The 21,377-nt window shown below is 53.9% G+C and carries 22 protein-coding genes and 1 pseudogene; 7 read left to right on the top strand and 16 right to left on the bottom strand.

Going from position 1 to position 21,377, the window contains the following annotated elements:
• Window positions 1-12: 12 nt before the first annotated feature.
• Entirely contained in the window at window positions 13-678 is a 666-nt protein-coding gene (locus O1V65_RS12680) for a hypothetical protein (RefSeq protein ID WP_269129769.1), read from the bottom strand.
• A 246-nt stretch (window positions 679-924) separates the two neighbouring features.
• Window positions 925-1,023: pseudogene (locus O1V65_RS12675) on the bottom strand (hypothetical protein); the annotation flags it as partial.
• A 217-nt stretch (window positions 1,024-1,240) separates the two neighbouring features.
• Between O1V65_RS12675 and yedA the strand changes: the two are divergent.
• Window positions 1,241-2,158: a drug/metabolite exporter YedA gene (gene yedA, locus O1V65_RS12670; RefSeq protein WP_017491564.1), complete on the top strand. Its 918-nt coding sequence runs from the start codon at window positions 1,241-1,243 to the stop codon at window positions 2,156-2,158.
• A gap of 45 nt (window positions 2,159-2,203) precedes the next feature.
• Here the strand turns inward: yedA and O1V65_RS12665 are convergent, their stop codons facing one another.
• The 9 genes from O1V65_RS12665 to O1V65_RS12625 all read right to left on the bottom strand — a co-directional run bounded on the left by O1V65_RS12665 (window position 2,204) and on the right by O1V65_RS12625 (window position 9,033).
• Window positions 2,204-2,740 (bottom strand): DUF3833 domain-containing protein, encoded by a 537-nt coding sequence (locus tag O1V65_RS12665; protein ID WP_192503455.1) that lies wholly within the window; start codon window positions 2,738-2,740, stop codon window positions 2,204-2,206.
• 13 nt (window positions 2,741-2,753) lie between these two features.
• Entirely contained in the window at window positions 2,754-3,287 is a 534-nt protein-coding gene (locus O1V65_RS12660; RefSeq protein ID WP_017491566.1) for a chalcone isomerase family protein, read from the bottom strand.
• The gene (locus O1V65_RS12655; protein WP_017491567.1) at window positions 3,284-3,787 is read right to left on the bottom strand and encodes a DUF2878 domain-containing protein; all 504 of its coding nucleotides are present in this window, start codon (window positions 3,785-3,787) and stop codon (window positions 3,284-3,286) included. The genes O1V65_RS12660 and O1V65_RS12655 overlap by 4 nt, the downstream gene beginning before the upstream one ends.
• Complete coding sequence (locus O1V65_RS12650) at window positions 3,784-4,935, bottom strand: class I SAM-dependent methyltransferase (protein ID WP_376783537.1); 1,152 nt, start codon at window positions 4,933-4,935, stop codon at window positions 3,784-3,786. The genes O1V65_RS12655 and O1V65_RS12650 overlap by 4 nt, the downstream gene beginning before the upstream one ends.
• Window positions 4,936-5,015: 80 nt before the next feature.
• Window positions 5,016-5,732: a DUF1365 domain-containing protein gene (locus tag O1V65_RS12645; RefSeq protein ID WP_017491569.1), complete on the bottom strand. Its 717-nt coding sequence runs from the start codon at window positions 5,730-5,732 to the stop codon at window positions 5,016-5,018.
• Window positions 5,729-7,048, bottom strand: a complete 1,320-nt coding sequence (locus O1V65_RS12640; protein ID WP_269129768.1) for an NAD(P)/FAD-dependent oxidoreductase — start codon at window positions 7,046-7,048, stop codon at window positions 5,729-5,731. Before O1V65_RS12640 ends, O1V65_RS12645 begins: the two co-directional genes overlap by 4 nt.
• Before the next feature lie 7 nt (window positions 7,049-7,055).
• On the bottom strand, window positions 7,056-7,772 hold the full coding sequence (locus tag O1V65_RS12635; RefSeq protein WP_269129767.1) for an SDR family NAD(P)-dependent oxidoreductase: 717 nt from the start codon (window positions 7,770-7,772) through the stop codon (window positions 7,056-7,058).
• Window positions 7,769-8,239 (bottom strand): nuclear transport factor 2 family protein, encoded by a 471-nt coding sequence (locus O1V65_RS12630; protein WP_084911528.1) that lies wholly within the window; start codon window positions 8,237-8,239, stop codon window positions 7,769-7,771. The genes O1V65_RS12635 and O1V65_RS12630 overlap by 4 nt, the downstream gene beginning before the upstream one ends.
• A gap of 11 nt (window positions 8,240-8,250) precedes the next feature.
• Window positions 8,251-9,033 (bottom strand): MerR family transcriptional regulator, encoded by a 783-nt coding sequence (locus tag O1V65_RS12625; RefSeq protein WP_017491573.1) that lies wholly within the window; start codon window positions 9,031-9,033, stop codon window positions 8,251-8,253.
• Between the two features lie 238 nt (window positions 9,034-9,271).
• Between O1V65_RS12625 and O1V65_RS12620 the strand changes: the two genes are divergently transcribed.
• Together O1V65_RS12620 and O1V65_RS12615 are read left to right on the top strand one after the other, a co-directional pair.
• The gene (locus tag O1V65_RS12620) at window positions 9,272-9,826 is read left to right on the top strand and encodes a helix-turn-helix domain-containing protein (protein ID WP_017491574.1); all 555 of its coding nucleotides are present in this window, start codon (window positions 9,272-9,274) and stop codon (window positions 9,824-9,826) included.
• A 16-nt stretch (window positions 9,827-9,842) separates the two neighbouring features.
• A complete protein-coding gene (locus O1V65_RS12615; RefSeq protein WP_192503459.1) occupies window positions 9,843-10,379 on the top strand; it encodes a GNAT family N-acetyltransferase in 537 nt (178 codons plus the stop codon).
• A 92-nt stretch (window positions 10,380-10,471) separates the two neighbouring features.
• On the opposite strand, the gene O1V65_RS12610 is transcribed toward O1V65_RS12615, so the two are convergent.
• Entirely contained in the window at window positions 10,472-11,281 is an 810-nt protein-coding gene (locus O1V65_RS12610; protein ID WP_227955382.1) for a 5'-nucleotidase, lipoprotein e(P4) family, read from the bottom strand.
• Between the two features lie 204 nt (window positions 11,282-11,485).
• Window positions 11,486-12,589, bottom strand: coding sequence for a porin OmpC (gene ompC, locus O1V65_RS12605; protein WP_017491577.1), 1,104 nt, complete (start codon window positions 12,587-12,589; stop codon window positions 11,486-11,488).
• A 301-nt stretch (window positions 12,590-12,890) separates the two neighbouring features.
• Between ompC and dinG the strand changes: the two genes are divergently transcribed.
• The 3 genes from dinG to O1V65_RS12590 all read left to right on the top strand — a co-directional run bounded on the left by dinG (window position 12,891) and on the right by O1V65_RS12590 (window position 18,042).
• A complete protein-coding gene (dinG, locus tag O1V65_RS12600; RefSeq protein WP_026110491.1) occupies window positions 12,891-15,053 on the top strand; it encodes an ATP-dependent DNA helicase DinG in 2,163 nt (720 codons plus the stop codon).
• Window positions 15,054-15,135: 82 nt separating this feature from the next.
• Entirely contained in the window at window positions 15,136-16,098 is a 963-nt protein-coding gene (gene ybiB / locus O1V65_RS12595; RefSeq protein WP_017491579.1) for a DNA-binding protein YbiB, read from the top strand.
• A gap of 81 nt (window positions 16,099-16,179) precedes the next feature.
• Entirely contained in the window at window positions 16,180-18,042 is a 1,863-nt protein-coding gene (locus O1V65_RS12590; protein ID WP_017491580.1) for a M3 family metallopeptidase, read from the top strand.
• 37 nt (window positions 18,043-18,079) lie between these two features.
• On the opposite strand, the gene O1V65_RS12585 is transcribed toward O1V65_RS12590, so the two are convergent.
• Complete coding sequence (locus O1V65_RS12585; RefSeq protein WP_017491581.1) at window positions 18,080-18,712, bottom strand: flavin reductase family protein; 633 nt, start codon at window positions 18,710-18,712, stop codon at window positions 18,080-18,082.
• 239 nt (window positions 18,713-18,951) lie between these two features.
• Between O1V65_RS12585 and rlmF the strand changes: the two genes are divergently transcribed.
• A complete protein-coding gene (gene rlmF / locus O1V65_RS12580; protein ID WP_017491582.1) occupies window positions 18,952-19,941 on the top strand; it encodes a 23S rRNA (adenine(1618)-N(6))-methyltransferase RlmF in 990 nt (329 codons plus the stop codon).
• A 47-nt stretch (window positions 19,942-19,988) separates the two neighbouring features.
• Here the strand turns inward: rlmF and glnQ are convergent, their stop codons facing one another.
• A complete protein-coding gene (gene glnQ, locus O1V65_RS12575) occupies window positions 19,989-20,711 on the bottom strand; it encodes a glutamine ABC transporter ATP-binding protein GlnQ (protein ID WP_017491583.1) in 723 nt (240 codons plus the stop codon).
• Entirely contained in the window at window positions 20,708-21,367 is a 660-nt protein-coding gene (gene glnP, locus O1V65_RS12570; RefSeq protein ID WP_017491584.1) for a glutamine ABC transporter permease GlnP, read from the bottom strand. Before glnP ends, glnQ begins: the two co-directional genes overlap by 4 nt.
• Between the last annotated feature and the right edge of the window lie 10 nt (window positions 21,368-21,377).

Raw genomic sequence — 21,377 nt, 5'->3', positions numbered from 1 at the left:
ATGGATGATCTATTAAACAAATCGTGATAGAAAATCCGCAGGCTGTTTAACGATGTGGCTTGAGGAAAGAATATTGCTTTTATAATTCTTTAGGAAGTTATTATTTAAATCATTTTTCAAATAGTGGAGGGTTTTTTCTTTTTCCTCTGACGTGATTTCATACCTCGCTAATGAACGTTCGATTAAACGTAAATCATTATTGATTTCGCCTATTTCTTCCTCTAACGTTTTTATTTTATCCAATGAATGGCTGGCCAGGTTTGGATAGATGATTTTTATCTTATCAGTATTGTTTCGACTCATTTTCCTCTCGATGGCGAGCACCAGTGAAGGCGAACGTAGTGGAGAACTGTCCACTTTAATGGGCTCGCTCTGCTGGCGTAGTCGAGGGGCACCTCTTTTACCTCTCAATAAATCGGATAATGCATCAGAGTACTCAAGTAAGTTTTTTTTTAAACTATGAGTTAATTCTACCTGGACGGGATTATTACTGCTTTTAACGGTATTGTCCTTATAAGGGGTAAAGGAAATCTCTCTATTTTTAGCGCTTTTTAAGTATTCAGTCATTGCCCGTGGCGTAGAGGGTCTGTTATTTCCGTTAAAAGTATTTTCAGGTTGGCTATTCTGTAGGGGAGCTCTGGGAGCCATAAAGGGGGGCGGATTGACAGCATGGCACATGGTGTATTCCTTAATATTATTGAGGGAGGGTCAGGCGGCAGTATAGAGAAAATAGCAGCGACAAAAAAATACAGTTTCAATATGGAATTAACGTGAATAATTCAGCAGGCACGTGGAATAAGCGAAATCCAGTTTATGCCTGCTCAGGCGCATTGTGCCAGTGGCGGGGCTTCAGGAAGCCGTGGAGGCAGGCGCTGGTGCGGTAACAGGGGTGGGCGCGCCGCCTGGCAGTTTCACGGGCTCTTCAATAACGATGGCATAGCCTGCCACCATTACACCGCCGATAGCGCCGATAGCCATCAGGCCGAACAAGGCGATAAACAGTTTTTTACCTAGAGTATTCATTTTTGCCGGACTTTTTCCAAAAAACAGGCGCTCAGTATAAAACTTTTAAGCCGCATGACACAGTCATTATTTGTGCGAAAAATACTTTCTGGATACATTCCATAAACTTCAAGAAACTTTCTCGTTACCTTTTCGCTAAATAGCACGGCGGAACTTGCTAGCCATCCCTGAGATAGCGTTAACTGAGTGCCTCTTGTCTTCGCTATAAGCAAAAATTATGTCACGTTCCACTTTGCGTACGCTGTTGCCGTTAATGAGTGCCTTGTTTGCGCTGTATTTTATCTGGGGTTCAACCTATCTGGTGATCCGCGTGGGCGTTGAAAGCTGGCCGCCGCTAATGATGGCAGGGATCCGTTTCTTCGTGGCGGGCGTTATCCTGTTCACCTTTTTGCTGCTGCGCGGTCACAATGTGCCGTCGATGACGCAGTGGCTGGCTGCGGGGGTAATAGGTATCCTACTGCTTGCCGTGGGGAACGGTTTAGTGACCGTCGCCGAGCATCTTGAGGTGCCCTCCGGCATTGCCGCCGTGATGGTGGCCACCGTGCCGCTGTTTACGTTGTGCTTCAGCCGACTGTTTGGCATGCCGAACAGTCGGCTTGAATGGACCGGCGTCGCTATGGGGCTTTGCGGCATTGTTTTGCTTAATACTGGCAGCAATCTCAGCGGCAATCCCTGGGGAGCGCTGTTGATTTTGCTGGCCTCTTTGAGCTGGGCCTTTGGGTCGGTGCTGAGTGCCCGCGTGCAGCTGCCGAAAGGGCTGATGGCCGGTGCAGCCGAGATGATTATTGCCGGTGTCGTACTGCTGGTGGTGAGTCGTTTGAGCGGTGAGAAGCTAACGCATGTTCCTTCCGCCAGCGCATTTGCGGCGCTGGCGTATCTGGTGGTTTTGGGCTCGATGATTGCTATCAGCGCCTATATGTTCTTGCTAAAAACGGTCAGACCGGCCATCGCAACCAGCTATGCCTACGTGAATCCTATCGTCGCCGTTCTGCTAGGCATCGGCTTCGCGGGGGAGTCGCTGTCGCGGGTCGAATGGCTGGCGCTCGGGGTCATCCTGAGTGCGGTGCTGCTGGTGACGCTGGGGCGCTTCGTATTCAAACCGAAGCCTGCCCCGCTTGATAAGGTTAAGGTCTAGCGTCTGAAACGCCCTCGCTCGCTGCGGCGAGAGAGGGCGCTGTCATTACTGTTTTTCGAAGAACAGCGTGACTCTGGCAACCTGGACACCGAATTTAGTCAGCGATGTCACGTTCATCAGATGCCGATCGTCTTGTTGAAACAGCCAGTCATCGAAGGTCAGACGGTAGGTTTTGCCGCTGGCTTTGATATCCATCACGTAGTTCCAGTTAAAGGCGTTGCCCTGCGTATGGCCGGTCGCTACGCCGATAATATCCCCCGCCGTGCCGCGATAGCTGCCGTCAGGCTGACGCTGAATGTGCCATACCCGCGTCTGTTTCTCACCGTCGTTGTAGGTGAAATCTTCGTGCAAGGTCAGCGTATCGCCCACCACGTCACCGCGAATGATCACCGAGAAGCGCCGCGTCTGCTTGTTGCTGTAATCCTGAATCATACCCCAGGCATGACTGTTGCCCTGAAAGTAGCTGTAAATATCCAGCTGCGGCTGTGTGCCCTTGTAGTCATCTATTTTCGCGCTGCATCCTGCGAGCAGCAAGGCGACGGCCAGCGTCATGAAACGGATAAAACCCTGAATATTGAGCATGGTAACTCCTGTATTAGCGGGCCCCGATCAGGCCTTTACGCAGTTGAGGGTATTGAGTGGACGGAGAAAGCCAGATAGCCAGAAAGGCATCGCGAAACGAAGCGTCAAAACGTGGACCAATGGGCACAGGCGCACCGTTTTTATTGTTGCTTGCGAGATAGTAGAACTGCCCGCCTTGCTTATCGGCGAGAAAGGTTATCTGGCTGCCCGCGCTGACGTCTGGCCAAATCGCCTGTACTTTTTGCAGCCATTGATGCTGGTTGGCTTCATCGAGCAAGCCGAGTGCCTTCCATTGATCTGAGGTTGCCTCGGTCAGATCCTGACTGCTGATGTCGCGCAGATAGTCAATGATCAACGCCTGAGGCCACACACCGGGCTGATATTTCCCCGAAGGGGTGCGCAGCTGGGAGTTGTAGACATCGAGAAAAGCCCAGGTCAGTTTGGCCGAACCGGTTTGTGGCCATGCGGACCAAGCGGCCGCCTGCGAGGTCGAGCTGAGGCAGAGGCTGCCGAGCAGCAGTAATAGCGTCAAAAAACGCGTTCTCACGATAAGCTCCTTAAGGTCTGATGTTTACGCAGCACCGGCAGGCTGACAATCGGTAGAAAGCACGCCCAGCCAAGTGCCAGGGTAGAAAAGACCTGCCACGGCGAGGCCTCAAGCTGCATAGCATCCAGGCGCATGCCGAGATAATAGGCCAGCGGACCGCTGACTGCCCCGAGTAACACCAGCCACGGCCAGCGCAGGGAGAGATGACTGCAAAACCATAGCCACCAGGCGCTGAAGCTTAGCCACAGGGCCATCATCCACAGCGGTACGCCCGCGCCGTCACTGAATGAAAACAGGCTCAGTGCCCCCCAGATACCGTCCATCGCAATACCCAGCGCACAGGCAAAGAGCACCCATTTTCTGCGCTCTGGAGGCGTGAAAAACAGCATCAGCAGCGCGCCCACCACCAGCAATAGCTCCACGCTTTCGCGTCCCCACACTGCCAGCGTCCACCAGAGGTCGAAGCCCAGTGTCAGGAGCCAAAAGCGCAGCGTGTTCATGCCTGTCGCTCGGCAACCAGCTGGACGGTACTGATAGTGCGCGCCCTGAACCCGGCCTCGCAGTAGCACAGGTAAAATACCCACAGGCGGCGGAAACGCTCGTCGTTGTATTGGGCATTCTGTGTGCTCCAGTAGCGCTGGACGCGCTCGCGCCATTCATACAGCGTGCGCGCATAGTCGTTGCCGATATCGAACAGATCCCGCACCACTAGCGCGGTGTGCCGCGTCATGCTTTCGGTCATCGCGTTAATCGAGGGCAAGAATCCACCGGGGAAGACGTAACGCTGAATAAAATCCACGTTACGGCTGTAGTGTTTATAGCGCTGGTCGACGATGGTAATGGCCTGAATCGCCATACGCCCCTTAGGTTTCAGCAACTGATTACAGCGTTTAAAGAAGGTCGGTAAATAACGTTTACCGACCGCCTCAATCATTTCGATGGAAACCAGCTTGTCGTACTGCCCGCGCAGGGCGCGATAGTCCTCAAACAGCACGGTCACGCGCTCGGTCAGCCCTGCCTTTTCAATTCGCTGGCAGGCGAAATCATACTGCTCGCGCGAGATGGTGGTGGTGGTCACCTGACAGCCGTATTCCCGTGCGGCAAACTCGGCCATCGCGCCCCAACCGGTGCCAATCTCGAGCAGATGATCTTCAGCACGCAGCTGCAGCTGTTCGCACAGACGGCGCATCTTGGCCTCCTGTGCCTGTTCAAGCGTCATGTGCGGGGTTTGATACCACGCCGAAGAATAAAGCATCCGTTCGTCGAGAAAGCCCTGATAGAAATCGTTGCCGAGGTCGTAATGCGCCGAGATATTTTTACGCGCCTGACTCGGACTGTTGTTTCTGAAGAAATGCACCACGCTGTTGACCGGTGAGGTTAACCAACTGAATTTTGATTCGATTTTATCGACCAACCCCAGGTTCTCCGCCAGCAGTTGCAGTACCACGGTTAAATTCGGCGTGGTCCAGTCGCCGTCGATATAGCTTTCACCGGCCGCAATGCTGCCGCCCAGCAGAACCCGACGATAGACGCGCAGGTCTTGCACCTCAATCTGGCCTTGCAGTGGCGCGGTTTCATCGCCGAAAAACATCGGCTCATTGCCCATTTCCTGCAGCGTTAGGCCCGCACCGCGCAGCTGCCTTAGCATCCTCAGTAATATCGCGCGCGATCCCTTGCGACGACGGCTGCCCGCCTGTTGGGCAAGTCGCAAATCAGGTGAGTTCATGGTCAATCCTTATCAACGGGAGGATGCGAATAGATTGGTGCACGTTTCAACCAAAGTTTCACTGCCTGCCAATAAATAGTAAGTGCGGTTTTTACCGTCATCAACGGAAAGCGCCAAAGCTGCTTGCGTAGGTTTTGACGCGTCAACGGTGCATAAACCAGTGACAGCGTGGCATCGAATTCGCGTTCCTGGCGATGAGTCTCGATGTGCACACGCAGACGTTTTCCCGGGGGTGTTAACTGCCAGTGATAAACCATATCCATCGGATTAAAGGGTGAGACGTGAAACGCTTTGTCTATTGTCTGCGACCCATCGGGTACCACCGCGTAGGTGTGGCGCTCGTTCCACGGCGTGTTACGCACTTCCGCTAGCATCCACTGCAGTACATTGTTGTTGTCGTAGAGATAGTAAAAATTTACCGGATTAAAATAACAGCCGAAGTAGCGCAGCTGGGTGAGGAGCATAACGCGGCCCTCAACCCTGTCGCCGGTGAGCGCTAAAATACGCCGCTGGGCGGTGTCCTTAATATCACCACCGCCGAGATAGTCGCTGCGACGAAAGGTCGCAGCCGAAAAACGCTCAAGCCGGATGCCGGTGTGCGGCAACTGGTCGATTTCATCCAGGTCGATCAGCGCCATAAAAATACCGTAATCAAAATGATGCTCAATCGGTTTGAACCGCCGATGGCGCACGCTGCCGACGTAAAGTGCGCTGTTCATGCGTCATCCCTGGCGAGCAGCTGTTCAACCACTTCCTCGGCGCTTCTCACGCCGTCCTCATGAAAGCCGTTGTGCCAGTAAGCCCCGCAGTACCAGGTGCGGTTCTGACCGTTTATCAGCCCGCGTTTCTTCTGTGCCTGATAGCTGGCAAGGTTCAACACCGGATGCCAATACTCGGTTTTAAAAAGAATCTTTCTCTCGTCTATCGAGCTCATGGGATTCAGCGTGACGCAAAATACCTGATTTGAATCAATACCCTGCAAAATATTCATATTGTAGGTGACGCTGGCTTTACGGCCCCGCACGATAGCGGCATGCACCGTGGCGGAGGGCGTCTTCCCTAACGCGCTGTCGACGCCTTTGGGTAACTGATAGTTCCAGCTTGCCCAGGCGCGTCGTGCCTTGGGCAGTTGGCTGATATCCGTGTGCAGAACCACATCGTTAGGCTGATAGGGTAACGCGCCGAGCACCTCGCGTTCGTTTTCGGTCGGCGAGGCAAGCAGGGCGAGAGCCTGATCCGCATGGCAGGCAAAGATAACCTGATCGAAGGTTTCACCGCCGCGTGAGGTTTCAAGCATTACCGAGGTATCGTCGCGTTTAACCGATAAAACCGGGGTACTGGTCAGTAGAGTGACACTGGCGGGCAGCTTTTCCTGCATGCGGCGAATATATTCTCTTGACCCTCCCGGTACCACCAGCCACTGCGGGCGATTGGCCACGTCGAGAAGCCCGTGGTTGTCAAAGAAGCGCAGAAACATCGTCAGTGGAAACTTACCCATATCATCGAGCGACGAGGACCAGATGGCCGCGCCCATCGGCAACACGTAATGCAGCGCAAAGAAGGCTGAAAAGCCGTTCTGACGCAGGAAGTCCGATAAGGTCGTCGTATCGTTGCCGGTATTTTCCAGTCGTGCTTTACAAAGCCGGTTAAAACGCAGAATTTCACGCAGAAACTTCCAGAACTTCGGCTTGAGCAGATTGATGCGCTGGGCGAAGAGCGTGTTAAAGGTGTGGCCGTTATATTCAAGATTGCTGTCAGGGTTGTGCACGGAAAAACTCATCTCCGTGGGCTGTCCCTGGATCCCCAGTTGCTCAAGCAGCGCAATAAAGCGTGGATAGGTTTTTTGGTTATAGACGATAAAGCCGGTATCCACGGCATAGGTGCGGTTGTCGAGCGTAATGTCTCGGGTAGCCGTATGCCCGCCCAAGGTCGGGCCGGCTTCAAAAACTGTAATTTCACACGCGGTCAGGCGCTGCGACAACATCCATGCGCAGCTCAGCCCTGAAATACCACTGCCGATAATGGCAACCTTCATACGCGATTTACCTTACTAACTTTTTAGCCAAAAGTTTTTGAACGCCTCGCGGCAGCACAGAAAGCAAGCGCAACAGCCAGGTAAACAGAGGGGGGAAAGCGATTTCGCTTGCCCCACGAGCCAAGCCTTTTCGGATGAATGCCGAGGATTTCTCAACGGTTATCATCATCGGCATTGGAAAGTCGTTATTGTCGGTCAGCGGCGTTTTCACGAAACCGGGCTGTACCAAAGAGATAGCAATGCCGCGCGGAGTCAGGTCAAGCGCCAGGCTGCGGGCGAAATAGGCCAGCGCCGCCTTTGACGCGCCATAGGCCTCGGCCCGTGGCAGCGGAAACAGCGCGGCGGTCGAGCCGACCAGCGCAATGCGGGACCCCGAAGCCATGCCTGGCAGCAGGGCATCGAGGCAGTTAACCGGCCCCATCAGGTTGGTGGTCATCACGCGCAGTACTTTGTCCGCCTCGACTACGCCGTTGTCGAGATATTCACAGGTCCCTGCGCACAGGATGACCAGGCTCGCCTGCACCCATGCCAGCGCCTTACGTGTTTCTTCAAGGTCGGTCATGTCAAAGGTCAACGTGCTTATCTGCGCCGAAGCCGCGCTCAGCGCCTCAAGTCGTTCAGCATTACGGCCACAGGCTATGACTTTCCAGCCTTCGGCGGCGTAGTCGAGCGCGAGCTGTTTGCCAATCCCCGAGCTTGCGCCGGTAATCAATACGCTTTTCATGACGACAGCCTTGATTTCAAGGCTTTTACTACGCTACCGAGCACCGGGACGTGTTCGTAGAGCATCGCGCCCAGGTCGTAGTAATCGCGCTGGTAAATGACTCTGTTTTCGCTAAAGCGCAGGTGACTGCTGCCCTCAAGCACCCGCTCCTTACCCTTGTTTATCCGTGGATGGGCGTAAAACATCTTCCAGATTAAGACAGTATCTTCGCCATCGGTCAGGGTCTGCTGGATATCGAAACGGCAGTGCTGGGTCTGCGCGAGCAGTTTTTCAAAATAGTTTCTGAGGGCGTCAATGCCCGCATGTCGACCGACGGGGTCGATCAATACCGTCTGCTGATGATAGATATCAGCCAGTTTGGAGAGGGCAGCAGAATCCAGATGCCGATAAAATTCCTTCAGCTTTTCGAGCGTGTTCTGACGTGCACCCGTTTCACCGGATGTGGAGGCTGTTGAGGCAAATGTCATTAACGTCTCCTTCATCTGATAATCGCGTCAGGTTCTTCATCTGGCGGGGTTTGCAGCAATACGGCTGCACTTCCCAAAAGTGAAACAGGGAGCCCCAACTGTTGCCAGTGCAAATAGCGTGTACGCTGAACGCTGGTTAATTTTCCTTCCGCCCACAGCAAGATTAGCTTGGCCTGCACGCCTTCGAAATGCGGGTCCTGAAGGGGATCGGGCAACAGGTCGATATGCAGGCCATCACCGCTGCGGGCAATAGCTTCAAGCCAAAGCTCGGTGCGATCTATTTCTCCCCATCCGGCCAATAGCACCTTGGTTCCGGCTTTTTTTCTCGCCGCATTCATGCACATTACGGCATGTTCAATCAGCACGCCGTCGAGCAGTCCACGCAGATACAGTGTAGAGGCATTTGAGACTAATCGTGTGCGAAGCGGCCTCAGCACGTTATTTACCAAACTTTCAGGGGGATATTCCCGGCCAAATTCGATAATTAGCTGACGGACTTTCTGCGTTTTTTCTTCCTGCAAAACGGAAAGCAGCTTTTGTTCCAGCTGCGACCAGCCGCTGGGATGTGGCGTGATACTCCCCTCGAGCAGTCCTTTGACCTGACTGACGGGAACGCCACGGTTAATCCACCCTAAAATGGTGCGGATAGTTTCCAGGTCGTTATCGTCGAACAGTCGATGTCCGCCCTCGGTACGCTGAGGCTTGAGCAAGCCATAACGCCGCTGCCATGCACGCAGCGTAACCGGATTGATGCCGCAAATGCGTGCGACTTCGCCGATGCTGTACAGAGACATAAAAGATATTCCGCTAAATTACTAAGCCTTAATTAACTCTAGCCGTTCATCGCCAAGTTGTACAAGTTTATTGTTCTTGTACAACTTATAAAGTGATACAACTTTAGAGGTGAGAGGTCAGAGCAGTCATGATGTTTGCCATTATACCGAGTGTTGTGTTTCGCGACGTAACCCGTTGCTAATTTCTCAAATAAGAGATAAATTCTCACTAAAGAGAATTTGGTGGGAAATAATACCGATGAACGATGAGCAAAAACTGGCGCACAGACTGTCGACGTTGAGAATAAATCAAAACTGGTCGCTGGAGATACTGGCCGAGAAAACCGGGATTAGCCGTGCCACGCTCTCGCGGATAGAGAGGGCGGAAACCAGCCCGACTGCCTCGCTGCTCGGTAAGCTAAGTGCGGTTTACGGCCTGCCGACTTCGCGATTGCTGATGGATCTCGACGAAAATACTGCCGAACTCATTCGCCACAATCAGCAGTCAGTTTGGCATGACACGGAAACCGGTTTTGAGCGGCGTTCAATTTCACCGCCTGCCCGAGATTTTCACGCCGAGTTTATGTCCGGTCGGCTGCGTGCGGGGGCGACAATCCACTACGATGCGCCGCCGGTTTTCGGACTTGAGCAGCATATCTGGATGTTGTCTGGCGTCATTGAATTACAGCTCGACGCCCAGCGCTATCGATTGGAGGCGGGCGACTGCCTGCGTTTTCATCTTTACGGCAGCTCGACGTTTCACGTGCCCGGCCCGCAAGATGCCTGTTACACCCTTGTTATTTGTCGTCCCTAAGCGTAAGGAGAAGTCTGTGGTTATCATCAGTGAATTGAAAAACGAGCCCTATTCGCAGGATTTCTCGCGTGCCGACCTGCTTGACCTTGCCGACACGCTGGTGGGCTGCGTCAGCCTTGGCGCGAGCGTCGGATTTATTTTCCCTTTTGGTCAGGCCGAGGCGCTGACGTTTTGGCACAAGCTGTTACCCGCTTTCGCGGCCGGTGAGCGTCGAATTCTGGTGGCGCGTCTCAACGATAAGATTATTGGCACGGTGCAGTTGGTGGTCGATATGCCGGGCAACGGTCAGCATCGTGCCGACGTGGTGAAACTGCTGGTCCATCCTGAGGCGAGAAGGCAGGGGATTGCCAGAAAACTGATGCAGGCTGCTGAAAAGCTGGCGGTTAAGCTTGATAAGACGCTGCTGGTGTTGGATACGGTCACCGACAGTGATGCCCAGTCACTTTACCATTCGCTGGGCTATGCCCTGTGCGGTGTTATTCCGGGGTATGCGTTGTCTACCGAAGGAGTCTTTGATTCGACCAGTGTGATGTACAAGAAGATCGGCTCTTGAAGACAACCTGGTTTTTAGATTCCATTTTAAGGGCATGTGAAGCACATACCCTTTATTTTAAAGGATCTTAATTCCAGCGTGGCAATGAAAAATTATTTGCCATCCCAGGCTTTCAGCGCATCAGCTCTGACTTTCAGCCTCTGCTCTGGCGTCAGCTTGTTATAGCCCGGCGCCAGCCCGCTCTCCCAGTCGCCGTAAAGCGGGTTAGGCAGCACGATGAACTGAGTACCGAACAGGCTGTGATTGCTGTTCACGAAATTGCGGCGCTCGGCGTTGCTTTTATGGTAAGTCGCGGCACCAAAGTCGTTCAGGTTGTCACCGACGTACAGCACGACGTTATAACCTTCGTTTTTGATGGCATCGAATCGCGCCTGTTTGTTCGACGTCGTCGTGCTCAGACGCAGCGTTTTAGCATTAACATTCGGGAAGCCAAGACGCTGTAAGTTGGCAAGCGTAGCGGCATAGTCTTTCTGGTCACGGTTGGAAACGTAGAACATAATGCCGCCGTGGCTGTCAACGTATTGCGCAAAACTGACAGCACCAGGTACCGCGTTAGCCTGCTCGGCGTGTGTCCATCGGGACCAGCTCTTATCCTCAAACGGCTTGTTTGCCTTGACCTGCCAGGCGCTGTAGGCGCTGTTGTCGATCATGGTTTCATCAAGGTCAACGATCACGGCCTTAGGTTTTCCCGTCAGCGATTGCGCTTTGTCGAAGGCGTAGGTGGCCGTAGTAAAGGCCTGATAGGTCAGCGCCTGATATTCACCAGACTGCTGGAACCAGTTCAGCGCCATCACCGATTGGTCGTTAAGTTGTGCAGCGGCATCCGATTTGCTTTGCTGAGCACAGCCGGTCAAGGCCAGGAATAGCAGTGCGCCGGTGCCGTAAAGAGAAGCTTTCTTCATCATTATCTGTATCGTCCTGTGATGGTGTGATTAGAAAAGTTATTATTCCCAGACAAGGGCCTAAAACTTTAGCAGATTCAGCGGGCTGGGGAAGGGCGAAGGGCGAGAAATTTGCGCTGGATAAGCTTTTCGTATGACGAAAAAAGCCGGGGGATGAGCCCGGCAAAATATCCAATGAAATTAAAATGAAGCGAGGTGTTATTATTAGAATTGGTAGGTCAGACCGACAGCAACCACATTATCAGTATTCAATGCCAACTTATTATCGGTGCTCAAACGGTTGATTTTATAATCTACGAAGGTTGACATATTCTTGTTGAAATAATAGGTCGCGCCGAGATCGATATATTTAATCAGGTCCGCATCACCTACGCCTTCAATATCTTTCGCCTTGGTTTGCACATATCCAAGAGAAGGACGCAGACCCCAGTCAAATTGATATTGAGCCACGGCTTCGAACGTTTGTGTTTTATCCGCATAACCGCTGACGGCTGAACTTGTCTGGCTGGAAACGCCCGCAGGAACAGATACCGCAATCATACGTTGAGTTTCGGCATAAATAGCGGCTAAATAAACACCGTTATTATCATATTTCAGACCGGCGTTCCAGGCGGTGGCTTTATCGCCTTTGCCCAGCGTCGTTGCGGCCTGGGTATTGGTGCGGTCAGAGGACGTGTAGGCCGCACCTGCGCTGATACCTGCACCGATGTCATAGGTTGCGGAAGCGGCATAGCCGTCACCGTTTGAAGCCGTTGCGGAACGGGTGCTGCTGTCGTCGTTTTTACCCTGGTATTGCAGGGCGAGATTCAGACCGTCGACCAAGCCAAAGAAACCGCGGTTGCGATAGGTCGCCATGCCGTTGCCACGGCCTGTCATAAAGCGGTCAGCCTTGGTATAGCCGTCGCCGCCGAACTCTGGGAACATATCGGTCCAGCCCGCGACGTCGTACAGTACGCCGTAGTTACGGCCGTAGTCAAAGGAGCCGTACTGGGCGAATTTCAGACCGGCAAAGCCGAGACGAGTTTTAGAACCGGTTGAGCCCTGTGCTTCAGAGACGTTATCGGCAACCTGATATTCCCACTGGCCGTAGCCGGTAATCATATCATTAATTTTAGTCTGACCTTTAAAGCCAAAACGTACATAACTCTGGTCACCATCACTGCCGCTTGCATCAGAGAAATAGTGTTCGGCTTTAACTTTTCCGTAAAAGTCTAGTTTATTTCCGTCTTTATTATAAATTTCTGCTGCGTGTGCGCCTGAGGCAATTAATAATGATGGGATTAATATTGCCAGAAGATTACGTTTCATTGTTAACCCTGTATTTGTTTTTAAACGTCGTGTCAAACGTTTTTAATTAAAAGACGCTATTCATCATGTGTGCTGTTATTTCCATCTATGAGCGGAAATTTCTACAGCGAGAGTTTTTTACCCTATATTTGTGATCGATTTATGACATCGGGAAATGAACTTTCTTTTTTTTAAGTGAATGATTTTAATAAGCTAGCTAATAATAGTGATGTCTATTAAGTTGGCGGCTATTCAATTTGCGGCTGACGTGAGCGGGCGAGTGTGGGACAATAACGCAAATTTTGAAAATGATAAGAGATGCATGGCGCTGTCCTCCGCAGTAAAAGATCAGATTAGCCAGTGGTACAAAGCCCTACAGCAGCAAATTCCGGATTTTATTTCCCGCGCCCCTCAACGTCAGATGATTGCTGAGGTTGCGAAGGCCTTTACCAGTGATTCAGCTCGACACCTCGCGATTGAGGCGCCCACCGGGGTAGGTAAGACGCTGTCGTATCTTATTCCTGGGATTGCCGTCAGTCGGGCCGAAGAAAAGCCTTTGGTGATAAGCACCGCCAACGTTGCGCTACAGGACCAGATCTTCAGTAAAGATCTGCCACTGCTTAAGAGAATCATACCAGACCTCAAATTTACCGGGGCGTTTGGCCGTGGGCGCTATGTCTGTCCGCGCAATCTGTCGATGATGAGCACTGAAAATGCGCAGGGCGATCTTGGATTGTTTCTCGGTGACGAGCTTGCTCCTTCCAGTACGGAAGAGCAGCAGTTTTGCAGCACGCTCGAGAAAGCGTTGGCGCGCTACGAGTGGGACGGACTGCGTGACCACTACAAAAAAACCATTCAGGACCCGCTGTGGCTGAAAATAAGCACCGATAAGGCCAACTGTCTCGGCCGCAACTGCCACTATTATCGCGAGTGCCCCTATTTTGTGGCGCGCAAGGAAATCGAAAGTGCGGACGTGGTTATCACCAACCATGCGCTGGTGATGGCCGCTCTCGAGTCGGAGTCCGTGTTGCCTAACGCCAAAGATTTGCTGCTGGTGCTCGATGAAGGCCACCATCTGCCAGAGGTTGCACGCGACGCGCTTGAAGTGGACGCCGAAATCACCGCGGTATGGAACCATCTGCAGCTGGATAACTTCGTGCGCCAGATTGAGCAGTGCATCGCGCTGTTTACCCCAAAGAATCCGCCGCCGCTGGCCAACGCTGAGCGTTTACACAATCACTGTGCCGAAATGCGCGAGCTGCTGCTGTTGATTGAGCAGCAGGTTAATCTCTATCTCCCCGCCGCCGAGCCTGAAGGCGAATATCGCTTCGAGATGGGCGCGCTGCCGCCCGAACTTTCCGAACTCTGCGCCCGGCAGTTCAAGCTGACTGATGCACTGCGCGGTTTAGCCGAGTTTATGCTCAACGATCTGAGCGAAAAAACCGGCAAGCACGACGTGCTGCGCCTGCATCGCTCTATTTTACAGATGAGCAGAATGCTCGGTTATCTCGAGACCATGACCAAGCTCTGGCGGCTCGCGGCCCTCGACAAAGCTTCCAATGCGCCCATTGGTAAATGGGTGACGCGCGAGTATTTCGATAACCAGAGCCATCTGTTGTTCCACTGCGCGGGAATTCGCGTCAGCGAGCAGTTAGAGAAACTGCTTTGGCGCAAGGTGCCGCACGTGGTCATAACCTCCGCGACGCTGCGGTCCCTCAACAGTTTTGCGCGTATCCAGGAAATGAGCGGTCTCAACGAGAAAGCCGGCGATGTGTTTATTAGCCTCGACTCGCCGTTCAATCACGTCGAGCAGGGGAAAATTGTCATTCCGCAGATGCGCCACGAGCCGTTAATGGCCAACGAAGCGCAGCATATTCAGGAGATGAGCGACTTTTTCCGCGCCGAGCTGGCCACCGAAAAACACAAAGGTATTTTGGTGCTGTTTGCCAGCAATCGCGCACTGCAGCAGTTTGTCGAACTGATGCCTGACCTGCGCCTGCTGCTGTTAGTTCAGGGTGACCAACCGCGCTATCGTCTGGTCGAGGAACATCGTCAGCGCGTCGAAGCCGGAAAGGTTAGCGTGCTGGTGGGGCTACAGTCCTTCGCCGAAGGGCTGGATCTCAAAGGCGACCTGCTGACTCAGGTGCACATTCACAAGATAGCCTTTCCGCCTATCGACAGCCCGGTTATCCTCACCGAGGGTGAATGGCTTAAAACGCTCAAGCGCTACCCGTTCGAAGTACAGAGTTTGCCGAGTGCGTCGTTCAACCTGATCCAGCAGGTGGGACGATTGATCCGCAGCCACGAATGCCGGGGTGAAATTGTCATCTACGATCGTCGGCTGATCACTAAAAACTATGGCGCCAGGCTGCTCGCCGCGCTACCGGTCTTCCCTATCGAGCACCGTGAAATGCCGGCTCCCGGCTTTAATAAATACGTTCCACTGACCCAAACCAAGGTCGTTAAAGCGCGGAGAAAACGCTGAGCCTCAGCGGGCAGGGACACCAAGGTTTCTCCCCGTCATTGGCTGGGTTATGCTGGTGTAATTCGCAGGTGAGGGAACCAAGATGGATTACACAAAAATTATTAAAGAAGTCGGACGCGGGAAGAACCATGCCCGTGACCTCGACCAGGAGCAGGCGCTGGCGCTCTACCGTTTGATGTTGGCGGGTAAGGTACCCGACTTGCAGCTCGGGGGGCTGCTGATTGCTTTTCGTATCAAGGGTGAAGCCGAGCAGGAAATGCTGGGCTTTTATCAGGCGATGGAAGAGCAGACCATCAAACTGCGCGCTCCCGCCGACGGCCCGATGCCGGTGGTCATTCCCAGCTACAACGGCGCGCGTAAACAGGCCAACCTGACGCCGCTGCTGGCAATTTTATTGCATCGCCTGGGCCTGCCGGTCGTGGTTCATGGCGTCACAGCAGACCCAAGCCGCGTGACCAGTTATGAAATCTTCCAGGCGTTGAACATCCCCGCTGCCGGCTCCGCAGAGCAAGCGCAGTCGATGCTGGATGCAGGCGTCGGCCCGGTGTTTATCCCCGTATCCGTGCTCTGTCCCGCCATTGATAAACAGCTGAATCTGCGCTGGGAGATGGGCGTGCGCAACAGCAGCCATACGCTGGCCAAGCTCGCGACGCCGTTTTTCGAGCAGCCTGCGCTGCGTCTCGCCAGCGTCTCACATCCTGAATATATCCAGCGCGTCTCATCATTCTTCCACGATGTTTCCGGCCTTGCCTTGCTGTCGCAGGGGACGGAAGGCGAGGTATACGCCAATCCACAGCGCAGCCCGCAGGTTCACCTGATTGGGGCCGGAGAGCAGCAGCTCCTGCTCGACCGCCAGGAGTTTAGCGGCCTGACGCTGCCTGCATCGAAAGACGCACAGACAACCGCTGACTGGATAACCGACTGTTTGCTGGCTAAGGTTCCGGTCCCTCAGGCGATTTTAAATCAACTCGCCTGCTGTCTGGTCGGCACCGGACTGGCCGAGGATATGTCCGAAGCTCAAACTCGGATTGAGCGGCTTTTTTAGGGCAAGCCTGGTCGACAGACTGCGGCTCTGAATTTACACTCAAAAGATAATCTCTTTTATTTTCAGCCAAGAAGGATGCTTATGAAACAGTCACAGGATTATTTTGCGGCGCTGAATCACGACTATCTCAAGGTCCATAAAACCAAGGAAGCGTTGTTCTGGCAGCATTATATGGGCACAGGAGACGACGACGTCGCCGAGCGTTTCTCGGCTGCAGAAAGTGCCTTTAAACGCTTTATCGCCAACCCGGCCAGGCTGGCGGAGCTGCGTGAGCAGATTGCCGCCGTTGAGGCTGAACCCGAGAGCGCGGCGCGTGAATCGCTGCTGACCGGGCTGCGCGGCTGGTACCGCTTTTTCGACTGCAATGCTATCGAAGATCCGCAGGCGCAGGAAATCCTTGATGAAATCATTCAGGCCGAATCCGCGCTGTACGGTAAACGCAAGCAGCATCGCCTGATGCACCTCAATAGCAAGGGCGAGCAAGTGACGGCGTCGCTCGGCGAGCTGTTGACCAATCAGGCCACTAACGAAAACGAAGAGTATCGCCGCAGTTCCCAGGTTGCGCTCCGAGAGCTGGAACAGTGGCTGCTGCATAACGGTTTCCCCGAGCTTATTGCGCTGCGCAACCGCTTTGCCCGTCAGCTGGGCTACCGTAACTACTTCGATTACAAAGTTAACAAAACCGAGCAGATGAGCCCGGAGCAGCTGTTCGCTATCCTGGACAGGTTCGAGGAGCAAACCCGCGACGCCAACGTGCGCAGCCTCAACGAGCTCGTGGCACGCGAAGGCGATGCCGCGCTGATGCCGTGGAATATCCGTTATGCCAGCGCAGGTGACGTGACGCGTCAGCTGGATCCCTACTTCCCGTTTGCCGACTCGCTGAGCCGTTGGGTCAACAGCTTCAAGCGCCTGAATATCGGTTTCAACGGTGCAACGATGCAGCTGGACCTGTTGGTGCGCGAAGGCAAATATGAGAACGGCTTTATGCATGCCCCTGTGCCTGCGTTTGTCGATAACGGCAAATGGGTGCCCGCGCAGATAAACTTTACCAGCCTGGCAAAACCGGATCAGGTCGGCAGCGGTGCGAGCGGGTTGAATACGCTGTTTCATGAGGGCGGCCACGCGGCGCACTTCGCCAATATTCGCCAGAATGCGCCGAGCTTCTCGCAGGAGTTCCCGCCGACGTCGATGGCCTATGCCGAAACGCAGTCGATGTTCTGCGACAGCCTGCTCGACGATGCCGACTGGCTTAAACGCTATGCGAAAAATGCGCAAGGCGAACCGGTGCCTGATGCCTTAATCGAGCAGAATATTGCCGCACGCCAGCCGATGCGTGCGTTCAACGATCGTCATATCCTGCTGATGCCGTATTTTGAGTGGCAGCTTTATCAGTGGCCGGAAGAGAAGTGCACGCCGGAGGCGATTACCGCGCTGGCTCGCGACGTCGAAACGCACATCCTCGGCGTGGCGGGTAGCCCAAGGCCAACCCTTGCGGTGCCACACCTGCTGTCGCTTGAGTCGGCGTGTTCTTATCAGGGATACCTGCTGGCGCTGATGGCGGTGGAGCAGACGCGGGCATTCTTCCTCAAACGTGACGGCTATCTGACCGATAATTCGGCCATTGGCCCCGACCTGGCGAAACATTATTGGACTCCGGGCAACAGCGTCAGTCATGACGAGACCTTACGTAGCCTGACGGGAGAGGGATTTAATCCGGATTATCTGGCGCAGGCCTGCAACCAGACGGTGGCGGCAGCGTGGGAAGAGGCGCAGCAGGTTATTGCCGACGCTGCGAGCCGAGAACAGCCCCCTGCCGACTTTGATCTCAACGTTCATATCAAGGTGGTTGACGGCAAGCGCGTGCTGGCGGATAACGCCGAGGGTGATGAGGCGATGTGTCAGGACTTCGCCGACTTTGTCGAGCAGACTTACTTCAGGAAATAGCGGTGAGAAGCGTGGGGGACGGATATCCCCCACGCGCTTATCGTGCGTCAGGCCTCGTGAGGTCGAAACGCAGGTCTTCTGAAATTCCATAATAGGCCGAGGGCCCTCCGGCGCGCAGCACCGGCTCGGCGAGTGCCGTCTGATATATCCCGTCTTCATTCAGCAAATGGCGGGCAATATGTACTGCCACCACTTCCCCCATCACTAACCAGGTATCAATCTTCTCACCGGCCGCGCTTTGCAGTTGAATGCACTGCGACAGTTTGCACTCGAAGTTGACCGGACTTTCGGCAACGCGATCGGCGGCAACCAGCGTGCCCGGCGTTGGCGTCAGCCCGGCAAACTCGAACTCATCGCGGCCATGGGCCAGCGAGGCCGAGCTTTCATTCATTTTCACCGCCAGGCTGCGGGTCGTCAGGTTCCAGACGAATTCTCCGGTTTCGACGATATTCGCCACGCTGTCTTTCCATCCACTGCTGGCGAAACCAATGATCGGTGGACGATAATTAAAGCAGTTGAAGAAGCTGTAGGGGGCGAGATTGCGCTGGCCCTGCGCGTTGCGCGAGGCTATCCAGCCAATCGGGCGGGGGCCTACGATGGCGTTCAGCGGATCGTGCGGCAGGCCGTGCCCTTTTGCGGGCTCGTAAAAATAGCGATCGTCGGAGCTCATAGTTCACCTTTTTGGTCATTTAGCGTTGCCCACTGGCGTAATGTGCGTCAGTCATTAGGCAGTTTCTCAATAGCTTAGCCAAGGCGGCGTCGAATTACAGTGGCCTGGTGTGTCATGCTGACAGTCATGGCGGGCCGTTTGTGTTATCTTACGCGGCAGAATTTTCCCCGAGGTGTGTAACGTGACGACTACGCTCACACATTGGGTAAGCTTAACATTGATATTGGAGAGTCATTCAGGTGGAAAGAAAGAAAGCGATTCCGCAGGATAAAAAGATAGTTTTCCCGCAGGAGAAAAGCGGGCTTCATGCGCGAAATCGCCACCGTAGCCGCTATGATTTTCCTGCACTGATTGCCAGCAGCCCAGAGCTTGGGGCATTTGTTGCCGAAAACAAATGGGGCGATCTGTCTATTGATTTCGCCGATCCTCAGGCTGTAAAAGCGCTGAATCGCGCTCTGCTGCGTCATTTTTATCAGATTGAAAACTGGGATATTCCGGCAGACTACCTCTGCCCACCGATCCCTGGCCGCGCCGACTACGTTCACCACTTGGCGGACGTTCTAGCCGACAGCAACGGTGGGGTTATCCCGCAGGGTAAAAACGTGGCGATTCTGGATATCGGCGTTGGCGCTAACTGTATCTATCCGATAGTCGGTTTGCGCGAGTACGGATGGCGCTTCACCGCAAGCGAGATTGATGAAGTCTCGATGGCAGCAGCCAAGAAAATAGTCGCGACTAACCCAGTGCTTACCAATCAGGTCCGTTTCCGTCTACAGGCTAAGCCGCCGCGCATCTTCGACACGATTATTCGTCACGACGAGCGCTACGATGCCGTGCTGTGTAATCCACCGTTCCACGCCTCAGCCGCCGAAGCCGCCGCAGGCAGCCAGCGTAAGCGCCAGAACCTTGGGCTTGAAGGCCGCGACAACAAGGCCGAGCTGAACTTTGGCGGTCAGCACAACGAACTGTGGTGTGAAGGGGGTGAAGAGGCCTTCGTGGTACGCATGGTAGAAGAGAGTGCGCAAAAGGCGCATAACTGCCTGTGGTACACGGTGCTTATCTCAAAGAAAACCACGCTGCCGCTGATTTATGACGCGCTGGAAGAAGCCGGCGCGACCAACGTGCGCACCGTCGAGATGGCGCAAGGGCAGAAAGTCAGCCGTTTTGTCGCCTGGACCTTCCTGACGCCTTCCCAGCAGAAAGCCTGGGCCGGTAAGCGCTGGAAATAATTACCGCGTTTTCCGCATTAAAAAAAGGCCCCTTATGGGGCCTTTTTTTACGAAACGTGTTGCAGGAACTCGCGCAGGCGTTCGCTTGGCGGGTTGCTGATAAGCTCGGCTGGCGGACCATCCTCTGCGATGCGTCCCTTGTCGATGAAGATCAGACGTGAGGCCACTTTCTCGGCAAAGCCGACTTCGTGGGTCACGATAACCATGGTCATGCCTTCTTCGGCCAGGTCTTTCATGACGGTCAACACCTCGTGACGCAGCTCGGGGTCCAGCGCGGAGGTTGGTTCATCAAACAGCATCAGCTTAGGCTTCACCGCCAGTGCACGAGCAATAGCGACGCGCTGCTGCTGGCCACCGGAAAGCTCTGACGGATAGTGGTGCGCCCTTTCAGACAGACCGACTTTCGCCAACAGCTCTTTCGCCAGCTTTTGAGCCTCATCCTTGCTCGCGCCACGGACGCGAATCGGGCCAAAGGCCACGTTCTCGAGCGCCGTCATGTGCGGGAAAAGGTGGAACTGCTGGAATACCATCCCGGCTTCTTGACGAATCAGTCGGTCATCAACCTTCGGATCGTTGACCTTCAGCCCGTCGACAATCAGGTCGCCGGAGGTTATCTCTTCCAGCTTGTTGATGCAGCGCAGCAGGGTTGATTTGCCAGAGCCCGATGGCCCGATAATAACCACGACCTCACCCTGAGAAATTTTCAGGTCGATATCATGCAGCACCTGGGTTTTCCCAAAGTGTTTGGAGACGTTTTTAAATTCAATCATAAAATTTTCAGTTTGCGTTCTAAGCGGCGCATAGCAAAGCTCAGTGCCAGCGTGATGATCAGATAGATAACGGCAACAGCACTCCAGATCTCCATTGCGCGGAAATTACCGGCAATAATTTCCTGACCTTGACGTGTAAGTTCCGCTACGCCGATAACGATAAACAGCGAAGTATCTTTGATACTGACGATCCATTGGTTACCCAACGGTGGCAACATGCGGCGCAAAGCCAGCGGCATGATGATGTAACGCAGTGTTGCACGACGGGAAAGTCCCAGCGCCAGGCCCGCTTCGTTGAAGCCTCGATTGATAGACTGCACCGCACCACGCGTGATTTCCGCGATATAGGCACCGGAGTTGATAATAATGGTGACCACGGCCGCGGTAAACGGATCGATTCTCAGACCGCTTATCATCATCGGCAGGGCAAAATAGATAAACATCACCTGGACAACGATTGGAGTGCCACGAATCAGCTCAATGAATACCAGAGCGATATTACGGCTGATAACGCCGCCAAACGCGCGCGCGAAGCCCGCGATGACGCCAATGATAACGCCCCCAACTAAACCCAGGATAGAAATCCACAGGGTCATCTTGGCGCCTTCAAGAAGGATAGGAAGAGCGGCCCAAACAACGCTCCAGTCAAACTGCATGGATTAATCT

The sequence above is a fragment of the Rouxiella badensis genome (assembly GCF_026967515.2).
Taxonomy (GTDB): Bacteria; Pseudomonadota; Gammaproteobacteria; order Enterobacterales; family Enterobacteriaceae; genus Rouxiella; species Rouxiella badensis.
This window is presented reverse-complemented; position numbering and strand designations above follow the sequence as displayed.